This is a genomic window from Bacteroides sp. 4_1_36, assembly GCF_003466325.1.
Classification (GTDB): Bacteria; Bacteroidota; Bacteroidia; order Bacteroidales; family Bacteroidaceae; genus Bacteroides; species Bacteroides uniformis.
Map to the genome: position 1 here is coordinate 279,416 of NZ_QSOX01000002.1, position 19,442 is coordinate 298,857.

Consider the following 19,442-nt stretch of genomic DNA (forward strand, 5'->3'; position numbering starts at 1 on the left):
CTGCGCAGCCTTTAATTTTTAATTCTTAATTTTTAATTCTGTTTGCTTATTAATAAGCAAACAGCGGGTATTCTTTCATCTTCGCATTGACGTGTGCACGTACCTCTGCGATGACTTGTTCGTTGTCTACGTTGGACAGAACGGTTTCAATCATCTCGGCAATTTCGAGCATCAGGTCTTCCTTGGCACCACGGGTTGTGATGGCAGGAGTACCCAGACGGATGCCGGAAGTCTGGAAAGCCGAGCGGCTGTCAAACGGAACCATGTTCTTGTTTACGGTGATGTCGGCAGATACCAACGCCTTCTCGGCAACCTTACCGGTCAAATCGGGATATTTGCTGCGCAGGTCTACCAGCATGGAGTGGTTGTCCGTACCGCCGGAAACGATGGTGAAGCCACGGTCCATCAAGGCTTGTGCCAAGACAGCGGCGTTTTTCTTCACCTGCTTGGCATATTCTTTCCATTCCGGTTGCAGGATTTCGCCGAAGGCAACGGCTTTGGCTGCGATGACATGTTCCAGCGGACCACCTTGGATACCGGGGAATACGGCTGAATCCAGCAACTGGGACATCATCTTGATTTCTCCCTTCGGAGTTTTCTTGCCCCAGGGATTGGGGAAGTCCTTACCCATCATGATAACGCCACCGCGAGGACCACGCAGAGTCTTGTGGGTAGTGGAGGTCACGATGTGGGCATATTTCACGGGGTTATCCAGTTCACCGGCTGCAATCAGTCCGGCAGGATGAGCCATGTCAATCATTAGGATGGCACCTATCTTGTCCGCGATTTCGCGCATGCGCTTGTAGTCCCATTCGCGGGAATAAGCAGAACCGCCGCCGATAATCATTTTGGGTTTCTCGCGCAGGGCAACTTCTTCCATCTGGTCATAGTCCACACGTCCGGTTTCCTGGTTCAGATTGTATTCGCAGGGAGTATAGATAATACCGGAAGTGTTGACCAGTGAGCCATGGGAGAGGTGACCGCCGTGTGCAAGGTTCAGTCCCATGAATTTGTCGCCCGGATTGAGCACGGCGAGGAATACGGCTGCATTGGCTTGTGCACCGGAGTGCGGCTGTACGTTGGCCCATTCTGCGCCGAAAATCTGTTTCAAGCGGTCGATGGCAATCTGCTCACTCTGGTCCACTACCTCACAACCACCATAGTAACGCTTGCCGGGGTATCCTTCAGCATACTTGTTGGTGAGGCAGGAGCCCATTGCCTGCATAACCTGGTCACTTACAAAGTTCTCTGATGCAATCAGTTCAATGCCTTTGAGCTGACGTTGGTGTTCTTTTTCGATAAGTTCGAAAATTAAATCATCTCTTTTCATTCTGCTTATTAGATAAGTTTGATAAATCTGTGTTCTCTTATTAAGCGCACAAATTTACGGGAAATAAATGAATAAATTGAAAGAAAAGGAAGAAATTTACTGTCAAAAGAACACTCCGAAAGAAAAACTCAGCACATTGTCCCTGCGGTGAAAACGGATTTCGTTTTTCGTGTTTTCGTCAGCAGCGTTGTTGTCGGCCGGAATATCGTATGTCACGCTCTTGGAGATGTTGTGCAGCCCCATGTCGTAACGGAAGTCGAAAAAGACGCGTGAGATGGTGACGGATACGCCGACGGTGAAACTGAGATTGAGCGGACGCAGCCTTTCACGGATATTCACCTGGTCGAAATTCTCGAAGTCGATGTCACTTTTCCTGTCCCATATATAGCGCACTTTGGGTCCTCCAAAGACGGCAAGGCTGTACGGCCCCTCCTTGATGAAGTTGTATCCGTAGATGACGGGGATGTCTATACTGTGGATGGACGATGTAATGGAGGCTTCCTCCAGCCGGGCTCCTGATGCGGCGTCTTCGGGCAGAGGTTTCTCGAAGGTGATGTTGCACCGGTTGATGTTGTAGGATATTTCCGGTTGCAGGAAGTGGCGGTCGAAGTTTATCCGCATGAAAAGGGAACCGAAATATCCTATCTTGTAATTGTTCTGCACTTCGTCAATGGGTACTCCGTTGACACTGAACTGGGATACAAGGAACAAGGAAGAGGTGAAACCGCCTTTGAAACCGAAATTGACCGGAGTTTCCTTGCGGTGTCCGGAATGCTCTTCGTCGGCAGTACCGGGCACAACCGGAGTCTGTCCCCACATCATGGCGGGGAAGGCCAACAGATATAAGCCCATCAAGATTCGTCGCAACTCCATCTCTTAAAACCTTTATCGCATTATTACTTCTTTTTCTCTACTGACCATCCGAATTTGCCTATCTTTTCTCCCAGCTCATAATATCCACCGTGCACATAGACCAAGGGATTCGTTTCCGCCAGTTCCAGTTTGCCGGTTTCAGGGTTCAGATTACGGGTATCGGCACGTACATTTACCACATCCGCTATAAACATGTCGTGCGAACCGAGAGCCATAATCTCCTTTACCCGGCATTCTATGCAAAGCGGTGATTCCTCGATAAGAGGCGCGCTGACTACGGTGCTTTTCCCCGGTGTCAGATGCATTTCCTCGAATTTGTTGTAGTCCTTTCCGGAGCGTACGCCACACCAGTCCGTGGCCCGTGCCATATCTTTCGTGGTGAGGTTGATGACGAATTCCATATTCCGCTTGATGATGTCGTAGGAGTGGCGTTCGGGGCGTACGGAGATGTAGCACATGGGCGGGTTCGTACAAATCGTCCCCGTCCATGCGATAGTCAGAATGTTATATTCCTCCGGAGTGCTTCCGCAGCTCACCAGTACGGCGGGCAGCGGATAAATCATGGTTCCGGGTTTCCAGTCTTCTTTCATATAATCTCAATATCTTCTCTGGTCTGCTCCTTTTCGCAGTAGTGACATTTGATGACGCAATTGTCCTTATCCACGACATGAAACAACGTAGGCATAGGCTCATTGTTCGTGATGCACTTCGGGTTGGCGCATTTCACGATTCCGCGCAGCTCTTCGGGCAGGCGGACTTCGCGTTTCTCCACCACTTCGTAGTCGCGGATAATGTTCAGTTTTACATTGGGAGCCACCACGGCGATACGGTTTATCTCTTCGTCGCAGAAGAACTTGTCGGCAATCTTGATGATGCCTTTCGTGCCCAGCTTCTTGCTCTTGAGGTTGAAGCCGATAGTGATATTGTTGCTCATGTGTTCCAGTCCGAGCAGGGAGACTACGGTAAACAGTCTCTCGGAGGGTATATGGTCTATTACAGTGCCGTTTTCCAGAGCAGCAACCTGCAATTCCTGTTTCTTTTCGCTTAACATCTTGAAATATTAGTTATTAGACGATTCTACTGAATTACTCCTTTACTCTTTTTCACCTCATCCAGCGTGATGCCCAGTACATCGCACAGAATAGCTTCACGGGCATACAGTCCGTTTTGTGCCTGCTGGAAATAGTATGCCTTGGGATTGTCGTCCACATCATAGGCTATTTCGTTGACACGGGGCAGCGGATGCAGGATGCGCAGGTTGGGACGGGTATGTTCCAGCATCTTGTTGCGCAGGATGTAGACATTCTTCACCCGCTCGTACTCCATAAGGTCGGTGAAGCGCTCGCGCTGCACACGGGTCATGTAGAGGATGTCGGCATCAGCAATGATTTCTTCCGTAAAGTCCGTATGTTCCACGTACTTGATGTTGTGCTCGCGGCAGTAGATTTTGTATTCTTCGGGCATCCGCAACTCGTCGGGAGCGATGAAGTGGAAAGTGGGGTTGAAGTGGCGCATGGCCATCAGCAGGGAGTGGACGGTACGGCCGTACTTCAAGTCGCCGACCAGAAAAATGTTCAGGTTCTCCAGTGTGCCTTGTGTCTTGTAGATGGAGTAGAGATCGAGCATGGTTTGTGAGGGATGCTGGTTGGCACCGTCTCCGGCATTCACAATGGGCACGGTGGTGACTTCACTGGCATAGCGTGCGGCCCCTTCGAGGTGGTGGCGCATCACGATGATGTCGGCATAGTTGCTCACCATCTTGATGGTGTCTTTCAGCGTCTCGCCCTTGGATGAGCTGGTGGCCTTTGGGTCGCTGAACCCGATGACACGTGCTCCAAGCCGGTTGGCGGCAGTCTCGAAACTGAGGCGTGTACGGGTGGAAGGCTCGAAAAATAAGGTGGCAACTACTTTCCCGTCCAATATATGCCGATTGGGATGGGCTTCAAACTCTTTCGCCATCTCGAGCATATAGAGGATTTTTTCCCGGCTATGCTCGGCAATGGTGACTAAACTTCTGTTTTCCATATCGTTGAATTCATTTATACTTTTCGAGAGTGTAAAGTTACGGAAAATATGCGGGCTACGGAAATATGCGGGGAAGTTTTTTGCGAAATATGGGCTGTTTTTTTAACCGTGTGGCTTGTTGTCCGGAATGCCACACTTCATCATCCGAAATGCCACACTTCGACAAAGTAAATGCCGCATTTCGCGAATGTTCAAGTGTGGCATTTGCCTTAGTCAAGTGCGGCGTTTGCCTTGTCGAAGTGTGGCATTCCGGACAGTGAAGTGTGGTATCTCTTTACGCCGTCGCCGTCGTTCTTTTTAACGACAACGTCGTTTTTTTCTCTTCTCTTCTTATCTTATCTCCTCTTACGCGCGCGAGGGCAAGTTTTCATTGTTTCAATCTGTATTATAGCTCATTACGATGTGTTTTTCCTTTCCGATTTTTTCTTCAAGTTTTCTAATTATTTTGCAATCGTTTTGCATTTCACTGACAGTTTCCATTAAAATAAACGGGCGTTTTTTTTGTGAATGCCGGAAATCTTATCCTGAAAAAGATATAAAAAGCATAGGCACATCCAATATATTTCCGTACCTTTGCCCTATTATTGAACTTTGATTTTAGCAACTGAAACATGATAAGGAAAGTCGTCAAAATCCTATGGATTTTCATCGCACTGATTTCGCTGGTGTGTGTCTTTATATTCTTTTCCATAGCCAAGGGCTGGATAGGCTATATGCCTCCGGTGGAAGACCTGGAAAATCCGAATTACAAATTTGCCACAGAAGTCTTTTCCGAGGACGGAAAAGTATTGGGTACTTATTCCTATAGTAAGGAAAATCGCGTGTTTGTGGGATACAATGATTTGTCGCCCAATATCATCAACGCCTTGATAGCTACGGAAGATGTACGTTTTGCCGAACATTCGGGCATTGATGCCTACGCCCTGACGCGTGCCATAGTGAAGCGCGGTATCCTGATGCAGAAGAATGCCGGCGGTGGCAGTACCATCACCCAGCAGCTTTCCAAGCAGCTTTATTCCCCCAGTGCCGACAATGTGATGGAACGTCTGTTCCAGAAGCCTATCGAATGGGTGATTGCCGTAAAGCTGGAACGTTACTATACAAAAGAGGAAATCCTCACCATGTATCTCAACAAGTTCGATTTCCTGAACAATGCGGTAGGCATCAAGACTGCTGCCTTTACTTACTTCGGTTGCGAACCGAAAGATTTGAAGATTGAGGAAGCGGCTACGTTGGTGGGCATGTGCAAGAATCCGTCTCTCTATAATCCGGTGCGCTACAATGAACGTTCCCGCGGACGGCGCAATGTGGTGCTCGACCAGATGCGGAAAGCGGGATATATTACGGAAGCCGAGCGCGACTCCCTCCAGGCGTTGCCTCTGAAACTGAAGTACAACCGTGTGGACCACAAGGAAGGGTTGGCCACTTATTTCCGCGAATACCTGCGCGGCGTGCTCACCGCCAAGAAGCCCGACAAGGCCAACTACCGCGGTTGGCAGATGCAGAAATACTACGAGGATTCACTTGATTGGGAGAACAATCCGCTCTTTGGATGGTGCGAAAAGAACACCAAGAAAGACGGTACCAAATACAACCTCTACACCGACGGGCTGAAAATCTATACCACGCTCGACTCGCGTATGCAGCAGTATGCCGAGGATGCCGTGACAGAGCATCTGAAGGAACTGCAAGGTTACTTCTTCAAGGAAAAGAAAGGGGCCAAGAAAGCTCCCTACACCTTCCGTCTGACCCAGGAGCAGGTGGACGAGATTCTGGGACGTGCCATGAGGTTGTCCGACCGCTACCGCATTATGAAGAAAGCCGGAGCCACCGAAGCTGAAATAAAGAAAGCCTTCGATACCCCGGAGGAGATGTCCGTATTCAGTTGGGAAGGGGAGAAAGACACCATTATGACCCCGATGGATTCCATCCGTTACTACAAGTTCTTCCTTCGTGCCGGTTTCATGTCCATGGACCCGCGCAGCGGACATGTCAAGGCATACGTAGGCGGACCGAACTACCATTACTTCCAGTACGATATGGCCATGGTGGGACGCCGCCAGGTAGGTTCTACCATCAAGCCTTTCCTTTATACATTGGCTATGGAGAACGGTTTTTCTCCCTGCGACGAAGTGCGCCACGTGGAATACACGCTGATTGATGAAAACGGAAAACCGTGGACGCCGCGTAATGCCAACAAAAAGCTGATTGGTGACATGGTGACTGTGAAGTGGGGGCTGGCAAACTCGGACAACTGGATTACGGCCTATCTCATGAGCAAGCTGAATCCCTATAATCTGAAACGTCTTATACATACTTTCGGTGTCCGCAACCGTGATATAGTACCTTCCGTTTCACTCTGTCTGGGCCCGTGCGAGATTTCCGTCGGCGAGATGGTAAGTGCCTATACCGCATTCCCCAACAAGGGTATCCGGGTAGCTCCGCTGTTCGTGACCCGCATCGAGGACAACGACGGAAACGTGCTGGCAACCTTTGCTCCCGAAATGCAGGAAGTCATCAGCGTATCCAGCGCTTACAAGATGCTGGTCATGCTGCGTGCCGTTGTCAACGAAGGTACCGGAGGCCGTGTGCGCCGTCTGGGTGTGAAAGCCGACATGGGCGGCAAGACCGGAACGACGAACTACAATGCCGACGGCTGGTTTATGGGCTTCACGCCTTCGCTTGTGTCCGGTTGCTGGGTGGGCGGTGAGGACCGCGACATCCACTTCGATACGATGCTTCACGGACAAGGTGCTTCCATGGCATTGCCTATCTGGACCAAATACATGGTGAAAGTGCTCGGTGACAAATCTCTGGGATATGATGAAAATGAAACATTCCAGTTGCCCGAAGGCTATGACCCGTGCAAGGATGATGTGAATCTGGAAGGAGACACCCATATAGAAGAACCGATAGAGGGACTCGACGAACTGTTTAATTAGTTGAAAGGTGAAAATTGAAAGTGGAAAGGTAAACTTTCAATTTTCACCTTTTCCCCTTTCACCTTAAAAAATGGATTATACGATTAGTATTGGGAGCAACGAGCAGCGGAGGGAGAACATGGAACTGGCTCGCAGACGCTTGACGGAACTTTTTTCGGGAATACGTTTCTCGGAAGAGGAGGAGACGGTACCTTTGTTCTTTCACCGTCCGAATCTGTTCTCCAATCAGGTGGCATGCTTTGCTTCCGATAATCCGGTAGAGGAAGTCACCGCCTGCCTGAAAGCCATCGAACGGGAAGCCGGAAGGAAGCCCGAGGAGAAGGAGCAGGAAATTGTACGGCTGGATATAGACTTGTTGTCTTGTGACGGGACTGTCTATAAGCCAAAAGATTTGAAACGTGATTATATCCTGCGAGGATTGAAACAACTGTTATAATAATAAAGAATATAAGGAGATGTGTCGATAGTATATGAACACTTTCGGATACACTCTCATTTTAAAAAACGAAGATTGAAAATGAAATTTTTAGGAATCATACCTGCCCGTTACGCATCTACGCGTTTTCCAGCCAAACCATTGGCGGTGTTAGGTGGAAAAACCGTGATACAGCGAGTATACGAGCAAGTGGCAGGAATCTTGGACGATGCATACGTGGCTACGGACGATGAGCGTATTGAAGCCGCAGTAAAAGCATTCGGAGGAAAGGTGGTAATGACTTCCACCGAACATAAAAGCGGCACCGACCGCTGTCAGGAAGCTTGTACAAAAATAGGAGGACAGTTTGATGTCGTGGTGAATATCCAGGGGGATGAGCCTTTCATCCAGCCTTCGCAGTTACAAGCCGTCAAAGCATGTTTCGACGATCCGGCCACCCAGATAGCCACTCTGGTGAAACCCTTTACGGTAGATAATGGTTTCGAGGCACTGGAAAATGTGAACTCTCCGAAGGTTGTGCTCAACAAAAACAGGAATGCCCTCTATTTTAGCCGTTCCATCATTCCCTACCAGCGTAATGCGGCGAAGGAAGACTGGCTGAAGAACCATACGTATTATAAGCATATCGGCCTTTATGCCTATCGCGTAGAGGTACTGAAAGAGATAACCGCCCTTCCGCAGTCATCCCTCGAGATTGCCGAATCATTGGAACAGCTTCGTTGGTTGGAAAACGGATACACTATCAAAGCAGGTATCACGGATGTAGAAACTATCGGCATAGATACTCCTCAAGATTTGGAACGGGCAGAAGAATTTCTTAAAAGCCATGGGCTGTAAACTAGAAAGCCCATGCTGAACCGAAGTGACCAACCCCGGATTCTTGAACCGGAACAACTGGTGGTGCAAAGGCCGGAACGTATCAAGTTGCCTAATGGCGTGCCATTGAGCGTGCTCAATGCCGGTGACAATGAAGTGACACGTATCGATCTCCTCATGGCAGGCGGCCGATGGCAACAGAAACAGCCCTTGCAGGCGTTGTTTACGAACCGCATGCTTCGCGAGGGCACCCGACGCTACGATGCCGCCCGGATAGCGGAAAAGCTGGACTATTACGGAGCCTGGCTGGAATTGTCCAGTGCATCCGAGTATGCCTATGTCACCCTTTATTCTCTGAATAAATACCTTCCCCAAACGCTTGACATATTGGAGTCTATCGTCAAAGAGCCGGTATTTCCCGAGAAAGAGCTGGGAGTGATTGTAGACAACAATATCCAGCAGTTTCTTGTCAACTCTTCCAAGGTGGACTTTCTGGCGCACCGCGGATTGGTGAAGGCTCTGTACGGCGGGCAGCATCCCGGTGGACGTCTGGTGCAGGAAGAGGATTATCGGCGCATCACTCCTGCGGTGCTACGCGAGTTTTATGACCGTTACTATCATTCCAATAATTGCAGCATCTATCTCTCGGGTAAGGTAACCGGTGATTGCATCCACAGGATAGAGTCCTTGTTTGGCTGCGAGGCTTTCGGTACGGATTTCCGTAAACCGGAGAAGACAGAATTCCATCCGGTTACCACCTCCGGAAAACGTATCTTCATCGAACGTCCGGACGCCCTGCAAAGTGCCGTCCGTATGGGCATGCTTTCCCTGGACCGTAATCATCCGGACTACTTGAAGGCCCGCGTACTGGTCACACTGTTCGGGGGTTATTTTGGCAGTCGCCTGATGTCCAATATCCGGGAAGATAAAGGATACACATACGGTATCTCCGCAGCCATCATGCCCTATCCGGGGCAGGGAGTGTTGGCGGTCAGTGCCGAAGCCGCCAACGAATTTGTGGAGCCTCTTATCGGTGAGGTTTATCATGAAATAGACCGCCTTCAGAACGAGCTGGCTTCCGATGGAGAGCTTTCCATGGTGAAGAACTATATGTTGGGAGACATGTGCCGTAGTTATGAATCTGCATTCTCGCTGGCAGATGCCTGGATTTTTGTGCAGGTATCGGGCTTGCAGGATACCTACTTTGCCGAAGCACTGGATGCTGTCAAGGAGGTTACTCCACAAGAAATCCGTGAACTTGCAGGGCGGCATTTATGCAAAGAGAAATTAAAAGAAATAGTGTGCGGCAAAAAAATGTCATAAAAAGCGGGAGTTATCGCATCATTTTACCGGATAAATCCTACCTTTGTCAATTATCAACTATCAATTATCAATTAATGAAATATCTATATACTGCACTCATTCTGGCTTTCTTATGCCAAGGTGGAGCCACTGCCCAGGAAAAAAAAAGCGGCTTTTTCGATAAAGTGAAAAGTACATTCTCTTCGGAGATAAAGATAGGTACCTATACGTTCAAAGATAACGGGGCCGTCTATACCGGTGAAATAAAAGGGCGCAAGCCCAATGGAAAGGGGAAGACCGTTTTCAAGAACGGCGACGTCTACGAGGGTGAGTATGTGAAGGGCAAGCGTGAAGGCTACGGTACATATATGTTTCCCGACGGTGAAAAGTATGAGGGGCAATGGTTTCAAGACCAGCAGCATGGTAGGGGTATCTACTATTTTATGAATAACAACCGTTATGACGGCATGTGGTTTCAGGATTACCAGCACGGTAAAGGAACCATGTACTATTACAATGGTGATATTTATGAGGGCGACTGGGTGAATGATAAACGTGAAGGCCAAGGAACGTATACCTGGAAGAACGGTTCCAAGTATGTAGGCTCGTGGAAGAATGACAAGAAAGACGGCAAAGGAACACTGACCTGGAATGACGGTTCCAAATATGACGGAGAGTGGAAAAATGATGTCCGGGACGGTAAAGGAACTTTTGAATATGCCAACGGTGACAAATACGTAGGTGACTGGAAGGACGACATGCAGCATGGCAAAGGTATTTACTTTTTCCATACCGGCGACCGTTACGAAGGTTCTTATGTTCAAGGTGAACGTACCGGAGAGGGCATTTATTACCATGCTAGCGGCAACAAGTATGTGGGCAGCTTCAAGGATGGAAAGCAGGAAGGCCACGGTACATTTACGTGGGCAAGCGGCGCCGTTTACGAAGGTAATTGGAAAGATAACCAACGTGACGGATACGGTACTTACAAATGGAATGTAGGTGACTCTTACGAAGGTGAATGGAAAGACAATAAGTTCAACGGCCAAGGTACCCTGATTCAGACCGATGGAACCAAATATAAAGGCGGTTTTGTGAACGGTATGGAAGAAGGTAGCGGTATCCAGGAGGACAAGAACGGAAACCGTTATGAAGGCTTCTTCAAACAAGGCAAAAAACACGGTCCGTTTGTAGAAACAGACAAGAACGGAAAGGTGATACGAAAAGGAACCTACAAGATGGGAAGGCTGGAGAATTAGAATTAAAAATTAGAAATTAAAAATTAAAGGCTGCGCAATGTTCACTTCAGAACCGCGCAGCCTTTAATTTTTAATTTCTAACCGCTCCGCGGTTAGATAATGTATTGTGAACTGATTGATTCATTGTTCATCACCCGCTTGATGGTTTCGGCGAACATATCGGCAATGCTCAACTGTTTAACCTTGTCACATTTTTTAGAGTAGGGGATACTATCAGTAAATACCATTTCCGTTAGTGCGGATTCTTGTACACGGAAAGAAGCAGGGTCGGACATTACGCAGTGGCTGGCAATGGCACGGACAGATTTGGCTCCTGCTTCCAGCATGATGTTGGCAGCCTTGGTAATGGTTCCTGCTGTATCTACAATATCGTCTACCAATACTACATTCTTGTCTTTTACATCACCGATGATTTGCATGGTGGCAACCACGTTTGCTTTTTCGCGTGTCTTGTTGCACAATACCAGGGGTACACCGAGGTATTTGGAGAATGTGCTGGCGCGTTTTGAACCGCCGACATCCGGGGTGGCGATTACCAAGTCTTCCAGTTTCAAGGATTCAATATAGGGGAGGAATACTGCTGATGCATACAAATGATCCACCGGAATATTGAAGAAACCTTGAATCTGGTCTGCATGAAGGTCCATCGTAATCAGACGGTCGATACCTGCAACAGAGAGCAGGTCGGCCACCAGTTTAGCGCCGATGGAAACACGGGGTTTGTCTTTTCTGTCCTGACGTGCCCAACCGAAGTAAGGGATAACGGCTACAACGCTTTTTGCCGATGCTCTTTTAGCAGCATCAACCATCAGCAGAAGTTCCATCAAGTTGTCAGAATTAGGGAAGGTTGATTGAACCAGGAATACATGCGAGCCACGGATAGATTCCTCATAAGAGACTGCAAACTCACCATCTGCAAAATGGGTGATGTTCATCTTTCCCAGAGGGCAATCAAGGCTAGCGCAGATTTTCTCTGCAAGGTATCTCGAATTTGTTCCGGAGAATACCATAAAGGGTGCTTTTTCGCTCATTTGTGTAATAGATGTTACCTATTTGTTAATTTGCATGCAAAGGTAGGAATTTCCCGTTACATAAAACAAGAGTTATTGTATAAAAATTATTTTTCTTTCCCGGATTTATTCGTAGCTTTGCTTTATGAAACGACTTTCTTTTATATGGTTTGCGGGGTTGTTGTGCCTTTGTACAACAATGGTTTCGTGTGTGGGAACGGCACCCATGAAGGAAGTACGCCTTATCGACTCTCTAAACCAGGTGGCTTATGCTTTTCGTTATAAAAACCTGGATTCATCCTGCCATGCGGCATCAAGGGCCTACCGTGAAGTCAGCCTCTATAAACAAGGAAAAGCGGAAGCATCCAATAATCTGGGCTTTTGTGCTTTTATGCGCATGGATTTTGAGCAGGCCGAAAAGTTTCATATGGATGTCTATAATCTGACCAAGAATGAACTGGAACTCCTTATTGCCGACATCGGTTTGATGAAGATTTATCAGCGGACGGCGTTGAACAAGGAGTTCTACGATTATCGCAATAGTGCCTTGCACCGTATGAAAAGAATAGCGGAGGATGACAATCTGTTTGTGGACCAACACGAGCAAATGCGTTTGAATTATGCCCGTTCGGAATTTTATATTGTATCTGCTGTGTATTATTATTATTTGCAACAGCGTCCGGAAGCTGTAGCCTCTATTAATGAAGTTACTAAAAAACAAGAGTTGCTGGCAGATACCAATCAGCTGTTGTATTATCACTACATCAAAGGTTCTGCTGCCTTATGCGAGGGTGAGACACCGGATGAGCGAAGACTGAGAGAATTTGATGAGCTCTATACCGCATGGCAGTTGGCTTCGCGCAAGGGCTATCTTTACTTTGAGGGCAATGGAGTGCAGGGACTTGCCAACTTGATGGCTTCACCGGATAATTACGCATTTTTTCAAGACCGCCGCTCCCATGCCTTGACACGTTTTGGAGTACCGGTAGATTCGCTGCTTCCCATGCGTCTGGGGCAGTTGGCATTGCAAAAATTCAGCCAATACAAGGATTTGTATCAGATAGCAGGTGCATATGTATCTATCGGCAAATACCTGAATGCCCACAGTCACTATACAGAAGCTCTTGACACGCTAAAACTTGCTCTGGAATGTGTAAATGACCATCACCGCCTTTTCTATGACTGCCACGATAGTTTGGACTGGCTGAAAGCATTTGACCGTCGAGATACGATTTGTGCGGAGAAGGCATGGATGGAGCAGAAACTGAAAACCGTACCCGAGTGGATTTCACGTATTCGTGAACAGTTGAGCGTTTCGTATGCAGGACTCGGGATGAAAGAAAAATCAGACTATAACCGCAATATTTACCTGGATATCCTTGAAGATACACGCCAGGATAAAGAGCTGGAAAGCCGCTATCAAGCATTGGAAAAGGAGGCGGGGCAGCTCAACGTCGTGTTGTCACTGGTCATTGTGGGCTTCGTGCTTGTATCCCTCTTTTTCTGGTTTTTCAACAAGCGTTCCAAAGACCGGAACAGAGTGCATCTCCGCCGTCTGCAGCTGATGCTGGATATCTGTCAGAAGATAACGGCATCCATTCCGGCAGATGCACAGACTGAGGAGGAAATCATCGACTCTATCCGGACGGCTGTCTGCCCGGAATTGGAAAAGCTGTTTGGAGTGAAGGACATCCGCATAGACAACGGGCAATTAGTGTTCCCGCGTCGGATGAGCAAGGATGAGCAGGCGATGGTACGGGTGATACCCCCCTATATCCAATGGGCAATCGACAACGGCATGACGTCCATCTCCCTTGGGGATGAGCGCCGCAGACTGGAAAAGCAACGCTACATTTACGAGCAGCACATCGCGGGGAACAAACGGCAAAATCTGATAAAGAAAGCATGTATGGCTATTGTAAACGGGATTCATCCGTACATAGACCGTATCATCAACGAAGTGCAGAAACTGACTCAAAAAGGATTCATCAAAGAGGAACGGATAAAGGAGGAGAAATACCAGTATATCGACGAGTTGGTTACTACCATCAACGAATACAATGATATTCTTGCCCTTTGGATAAAGATGAAGCAAGGAAGCCTTAGCCTGAACATAGAGACGTTCGAATTGAATGAACTTTTCGAGCTGCTCAGGAAAGGAAGCCGTACATTCGAGATGAAGAGACAGTCGTTGGAGGTGCAGCCTACGGATATCCGGGTGAAGGCAGACAAAGCCCTTACATTGTTTATGATAAATACACTGGCAGAGAATGCCCGTAAATATACCCCTCAGGGCGGTATGGTGAAAGTATATGCACGGCAGGAGGAGGATTACGTGGAAATCTCGGTAGAGGATAATGGTTGTGGATTGTCACCGGAAGATGTAGCCCGCATCGTGGGAGAAAAAGTATATGACTCGAAAGCCATCGGTATGAGTGACGCTCCCGACAAGGAGGAATTGAGGAAGAACAAAGGAAGTGGCTTTGGACTGATGAACTGTAAGGGCATCATTGAAAAATATCGCAAGACGAATGATTTGTTCAAGGTCTGTCTGTTCAATGTGGAGAGCGGGCTGGGAAAAGGCAGCCGTTTTTATTTCCGTCTGCCTGCCGGTATCCGTAAGTCCGTGTCGGTGTTGCTCGTCGTGTTGTCTTTGTGCATGTCATCCTGCCGGCATGCTGTGGAACAGCCTGCTTCCGGAGAGGTGTTACCGGATTCTTTGGCACTGCTTGCACAGAATGAATACGAAGCTTTGCTGGACGAAGCCTCCGATTATGCCAATGAAGCTTATTACTGCAATGTAGACGGAGAATACGAACTGGCTTTACAATACATAGATTCGGCAATGTATTGCCTGAACGAACATTACAAGCAATACGCCCATCCTATACATCGCTATATGACGCTGACGGGAGACGGGGCGCCTGCGGAACTGGATTGGTGGAACCAGATGTTCAATTCGGATTTCCATGTAATTCTGGATATCAGGAATGAAGCGGCTGTCTCATTTCTTGCATTGAAGCAATGGGATGACTATAGTTATAATAATGCTGCCTACACTACCTTATACAAACTGTTGGGAGAAGACCAATCCTTGGAAGAATATTGCCGGCAGCTGGAGCGTTCCACCAACAACAAGATGGTGGGCATTTTGCTGGCGGTGGTTTTGCTGTTCGTATTACTGTCGGGATATTACATACTCTATTTCCGTAAGCGTCTGGTGAACCGCTGGAATCTGGAGCAAGTACTGGAAATTAATGGAAAGGTGTTCAATGCCTCCTTGTTGCCGGTTTCGGATACGGAGGAAATGTTGCAGCGTGAGGAGGATACATTGAAGGAAATCCCGCGGCAGATTGTAGGTTCCGCTTTTGATGCAGTGAACGAACTTTTGAGTATCGACCGGTTAAGCATAGCTGTATACAACGAGACTACACATAAGCTGGAATACACTTCCAATCCAGTGGAAGATACCGCCGTGGACGAGTTGCCTATCTGGAGGAAATATATGGAGAATTGCTTTGAGCAGCAAGAGTACATATCGGAAAAGGGTATACAAACATTGCCGCTTGTTGTGGATGCGGGAAATATGTGTCGTTGCATAGGTGTGCTGTGTCTGGAACGCAGGGAAGGTACGGAGCAGGAGACCGACCATTTGCTTTTGGAACTGATAGCCCGTTATGTCTCCATTGTAATCTTCAATGCAGTGGTTAAGTTGGCTACGAAATACCGGGACATCGAAGTGGCTCAAGATGAAGCCCGGCGAGCTTCCTGGGAAGACAGTTTGCTGCATGTACAGAACATGGTGCTGGATAATTGTCTTTCGACCATCAAGCATGAAACGATTTATTATCCGAACAAGATAAAGCAGCTGATAGGGAAACTGCGGTCCGGCAAACAGACAGAAGCGGAGGAGCGGGAAACGGTGGTTGCCATCAGCGAATTGATAGAGTATTACAAAGGTATCTTTACGACACTCAGTTCATGCGCTTCCCGCCAGTTGGAAGAGGTGACTTTCAGGCGTGCGACAATATCTGTGCCGGAACTTATGGCTACTGCCGGGAAATATTTCCGCAAAGTGTATAAGGGAAACAAGGCGCATATTGATTTTAAGATACAACCGTTGGAAGGACGGATTACCGGTGACTGGAACCAGTTGCGTTTCCTGCTTGAAAACCTGATAGACGAGGCTTGCTCCGTAACTCTGGATGGAGCTGTCTGTCTGTCGGCCCGGGAAGATGGGGAATTTATACGTTTTCTGTTTATAGATATGCGCAGGGAAAAGACCCGTGAAGAATTGAACCAATTGTTCTATCCCGACTTGTCCCGCATGACGGCCGGTGAGAAAGGAGAACTGTATGGTACGGAATATCTGGTGTGCAAGCAGATTATCCGCGACCATGACGAGTTTGCCGGACGCCGGGGATGCCGTATCAATGCCGAACCGGGAAAGGAAGGAGGTTTTACAATATATTTTACGCTACCGAAAAAATGAAATATGGAAGACAAAAAATTTAAAGTAATCATCGTTGAAGATGTCAAGTTGGAGCTGAAAGGGACGGAAGAGATTTTCCGCCATGAAATTCCCAATGCGGAGGTAATAGGTACTGCTATGACTGAGCAGGAGTTCTGGACATTGATTGAAGCCGGCGTGCCGGATCTTGTTCTGCTGGACTTGGGACTGGGAGGTTCGACCACAATCGGGGTGGACATCTGCCGGAATATCTTCAAGCGTTATCCGGGAGTACATGTGCTGATATTCACGGGAGAAATATTGAATGAGAAGTTATGGGTGGACGTACTTGAAGCCGGCGCTGACGGCATTATCCTGAAAACCGGAGAGTTGCTGACCAAAACCGATGTGCAGGCAGTGATGGACGGCAAGAAGCTGGTCTTTAACTATCCGATACTGGAGAAGATAGTGGAACGCTTCAAGAAATCTGTCCTGAATGATGCAAAACGTCAGGAAGCAATCATAAGCTATGATATTGATGAGTATGACGAGCGTTTCCTCCGTCATTTGGCACTGGGCTATACCAAAGAAATGATTGCCAATCTTAGGGGAATGCCTTTTGGAGTCAAGTCGCTGGAGAAACGGCAGAATGACTTGGTCGGCCGTCTTTTCCCGCCTAGTGAACGGGTGGGGGTGAATGCCACTCGTCTGGTGGTGCGCGCATTGGAACTTCGAATCTTGAATATAGACAATCTGGAAGCCGACGATGAGTAAACTCCGAATGCCACATCCCGCTACGATGTTCTTCCTGCTGACGCTGGCAGTCATCCTCCTTTCATGGATATTCGATGTCTATGGCCTGAGCGTGCTGCAACCGCAGACTGGAGAAGAAATACGGGTGCAGAGCCTGCTGAGTCCGGAGGGCATACGCTGGCTGCTGCGCCATGTCATAACCAATTTTACGGGATTCGCTCCATTAGGGCTGGTGATTGTGGCTATGTTCGGAATAGGGGTGGCACAGCATTCGGGTTTCATCGATGCATGTATTCGCAGGGGGGTACGACGTCCACGTGATCCTTGGCGCATTATTCTGCTGGTCATTGTCTTAGGACTGTTGTCCAATATAGTGGGAGATGCAGGATATATCATTCTGTTGCCGATAGCTGCAACTTTGTTCCAGTCTGTCGGTCTGCACCCCATTGGAGGTATAATTACAGCTTATGTTTCAGTCTCTTGTGGCTATAGCGCTAATGTGTTTTTGAGTACATTAGACCCCATGATTGCCTCTGTAACGCAAGAAGCGGCTGATAGGATGAATATTGCTCCGGGGCAGACTGGACCGTTGTGCAATTATTATTTTCTCTTCGTTTCCACGTTCCTGCTTGCATTCATCATTTATCATATTACCCGCAGGAGCTTGTTGCCGCACTTGGGAGTGTATGCAGGGGATATTCATTTTAATGGCTACAAACAATTGTCCCGCAAGGAACGGAGAGCTATGTTGGGAGCTGTATTTGCAGGCTTGCTGTATATTGCCATTATTCTGTGGGCTACATTCTCTTCATGGGGGATATTGCGGAGTGTCAATGGTGGGTTGATTCGTTCTCCGTTTATAGTCGGTATTCTGTTTTTGCTTTCGTTTGGAATAGGTTTGATGGGGATGGTCTATGGTTTTGCCTCCGGCCGATACCGTACGGACGGTGATGTGATAGAAGGACTTACGCAGCCGATGAAACTGCTGGGCGTTTATTTTGTGATAGCTTTCTTTGCCTCACAGATGTTTGCTTGTTTTGAATATTCCCACTTGGACAAGTGCATTGCCATTTTAGGCGCTAATCTGCTGTCCTCCGCCTCTTTGAGTAGTTTATGGATATTGATTCTCTTCATTCTTTTTACGGCACTGGTCAATCTCTTTATGGTATCTGCCACAGCTAAATGGGCTTTTATGTCTTTCATTTTTGTTCCGGTATTGGCAAGTATGGGCATTTCGCCGGATATGACCCAATGTGCGTTCCGTATAGGTGACAGTGCAACAAATGCCATAACACCTTTTATGTTCTACATGCCACTTGTCTTGACCTATATGCAGCAATATGATAGGCAATCCACTTATGGTTCACTACTGAAGTATACTTGGAGATATTCTTTAGTCATTCTATTGGCATGGACTGCCTTATTTGTACTTTGGTACATCAGCGGTTTGCCATTAGGACTGTAATGTCATAACCAATGAACAGCCCGCTTTCGATAACCCCGGTAATGGCTTTCAGTTTCTGTTCCAAATCAGGAACAATGTTGCTGAGATGAATGTCAAGAATGAAATTACCGCTTTCGGTAAATACCGGACCGTCTTTTCCTTCTGCAAGACGTAGGCTGATTTTTGAAGCTCCCAATAAGCGTATCTCGTTTTCCACATGGGAGAGAGCATGTGGAAACACTTCCACCGGTATGGGGTATTTGCTCCCCAGTTTGCTGACAAGCTTGCTCTCATCGACAATGATGTAAGTCTTACCACTGCTTTTAATGAGAAGTTTCTCCTTAAACATGGCTCCACCACGTCCTTTGATGAGGTTATTATGCGGATCCACTTCGTCTGCACCGTCGAATGTCCAATCCGGACGCTTATTCCACAGAGTAGTTTGCGGCAGGCCAAGCTGTATACATGTCATCGAAATTTCGGCAGATGCCGGAATGATTTCTATATGCAAAGATTCTTGTTTAACTCGTTGAGCTAATGCAAACAAAGTGAGATAAACGGTAGAGCCGGAGCCTGCTCCTATGACATCACCGTCTTTGGCCAGTCCGGCAATCTCCTGGGCTACCAATTCCTTACTCGCCTTATTGCTGATTTTATTTGACCATTGCAATTCTTGTATCAACTGATTTTCCCATTCCATCTCTTTAAAATTTAGTTGTTATTACTCTTTCATTCTTTTTCGGGTCAATGTTACTTTTCCTACTTGAATATTCCTCCATATTTTTACTTTTTATAATTAGTA

At 47.6% G+C, this 19,442-nt stretch carries 15 protein-coding genes; 8 read left to right on the top strand and 7 right to left on the bottom strand.

The annotated features are described in order from the left end of the window. Positions 1-49 precede the first annotated feature (49 nt). The 5 genes from glyA to pyrB all read right to left on the bottom strand — a co-directional run bounded on the left by glyA (position 50) and on the right by pyrB (position 4,228). Positions 50-1,330: a serine hydroxymethyltransferase gene (gene glyA, locus DXD65_RS04085; protein WP_117887373.1), complete on the bottom strand. Its 1,281-nt coding sequence runs from the start codon at positions 1,328-1,330 to the stop codon at positions 50-52. A gap of 102 nt (positions 1,331-1,432) precedes the next feature. Beyond that, the gene (locus DXD65_RS04090; RefSeq protein ID WP_008663573.1) at positions 1,433-2,203 is read right to left on the bottom strand and encodes a porin family protein; all 771 of its coding nucleotides are present in this window, start codon (positions 2,201-2,203) and stop codon (positions 1,433-1,435) included. 23 nt (positions 2,204-2,226) lie between these two features. Then, entirely contained in the window at positions 2,227-2,793 is a 567-nt protein-coding gene (locus DXD65_RS04095) for a flavin reductase family protein (RefSeq protein WP_005829084.1), read from the bottom strand. After that, entirely contained in the window at positions 2,790-3,254 is a 465-nt protein-coding gene (gene pyrI / locus DXD65_RS04100; protein ID WP_005829083.1) for an aspartate carbamoyltransferase regulatory subunit, read from the bottom strand. Before pyrI ends, DXD65_RS04095 begins: the two co-directional genes overlap by 4 nt. Before the next feature lie 26 nt (positions 3,255-3,280). Then, positions 3,281-4,228, bottom strand: a complete 948-nt coding sequence (pyrB, locus tag DXD65_RS04105; protein WP_005829081.1) for an aspartate carbamoyltransferase — start codon at positions 4,226-4,228, stop codon at positions 3,281-3,283. Positions 4,229-4,839: 611 nt separating this feature from the next. Here pyrB and DXD65_RS04110 point away from each other — a divergent pair. The 5 genes from DXD65_RS04110 (at position 4,840) to DXD65_RS04130 (ending at position 10,983) form a co-directional block, all read left to right on the top strand. Beyond that, positions 4,840-7,170 carry a transglycosylase domain-containing protein gene (locus DXD65_RS04110; RefSeq protein WP_057255865.1) on the top strand — a complete coding sequence of 777 codons (2,331 nt, stop codon included), beginning with the start codon at positions 4,840-4,842 and terminating at the stop codon, positions 7,168-7,170. 70 nt (positions 7,171-7,240) lie between these two features. After that, positions 7,241-7,606 (top strand): 2-amino-4-hydroxy-6-hydroxymethyldihydropteridine diphosphokinase, encoded by a 366-nt coding sequence (locus DXD65_RS04115; RefSeq protein WP_005829072.1) that lies wholly within the window; start codon positions 7,241-7,243, stop codon positions 7,604-7,606. An 81-nt stretch (positions 7,607-7,687) separates the two neighbouring features. Next, complete coding sequence (kdsB, locus tag DXD65_RS04120; protein WP_016273726.1) at positions 7,688-8,443, top strand: 3-deoxy-manno-octulosonate cytidylyltransferase; 756 nt, start codon at positions 7,688-7,690, stop codon at positions 8,441-8,443. Between the two features lie 12 nt (positions 8,444-8,455). Then, the gene (locus DXD65_RS04125; protein WP_009038484.1) at positions 8,456-9,745 is read left to right on the top strand and encodes a M16 family metallopeptidase; all 1,290 of its coding nucleotides are present in this window, start codon (positions 8,456-8,458) and stop codon (positions 9,743-9,745) included. A 74-nt stretch (positions 9,746-9,819) separates the two neighbouring features. Beyond that, the gene (locus tag DXD65_RS04130; RefSeq protein ID WP_005829069.1) at positions 9,820-10,983 is read left to right on the top strand and encodes a phosphatidylinositol-4-phosphate 5-kinase; all 1,164 of its coding nucleotides are present in this window, start codon (positions 9,820-9,822) and stop codon (positions 10,981-10,983) included. A 92-nt stretch (positions 10,984-11,075) separates the two neighbouring features. On the opposite strand, the gene DXD65_RS04135 is transcribed toward DXD65_RS04130, so the two are convergent. Next, positions 11,076-12,014 (bottom strand): ribose-phosphate pyrophosphokinase, encoded by a 939-nt coding sequence (locus DXD65_RS04135; protein ID WP_005829068.1) that lies wholly within the window; start codon positions 12,012-12,014, stop codon positions 11,076-11,078. A gap of 124 nt (positions 12,015-12,138) precedes the next feature. Here DXD65_RS04135 and DXD65_RS04140 point away from each other — a divergent pair, with 124 nt between their 5' ends. The 3 genes from DXD65_RS04140 to DXD65_RS04150 are packed head-to-tail and all read left to right on the top strand — an operon-like array spanning position 12,139 to position 18,661. Next, a complete protein-coding gene (locus DXD65_RS04140) occupies positions 12,139-16,485 on the top strand; it encodes a DUF5113 domain-containing protein (protein ID WP_117887374.1) in 4,347 nt (1,448 codons plus the stop codon). A 3-nt stretch (positions 16,486-16,488) separates the two neighbouring features. Next, the gene (locus tag DXD65_RS04145; protein ID WP_005829066.1) at positions 16,489-17,217 is read left to right on the top strand and encodes a DUF5932 domain-containing protein; all 729 of its coding nucleotides are present in this window, start codon (positions 16,489-16,491) and stop codon (positions 17,215-17,217) included. Further along, on the top strand, positions 17,210-18,661 hold the full coding sequence (locus DXD65_RS04150) for an AbgT family transporter (protein ID WP_119958724.1): 1,452 nt from the start codon (positions 17,210-17,212) through the stop codon (positions 18,659-18,661). Before DXD65_RS04145 ends, DXD65_RS04150 begins: the two co-directional genes overlap by 8 nt. Here the strand turns inward: DXD65_RS04150 and rpiA are convergent. Next, positions 18,636-19,340, bottom strand: coding sequence for a ribose 5-phosphate isomerase A (rpiA, locus tag DXD65_RS04155; RefSeq protein ID WP_005829061.1), 705 nt, complete (start codon positions 19,338-19,340; stop codon positions 18,636-18,638). The genes DXD65_RS04150 and rpiA overlap by 26 nt on opposite strands. Positions 19,341-19,442: the final 102 nt, after the last annotated feature.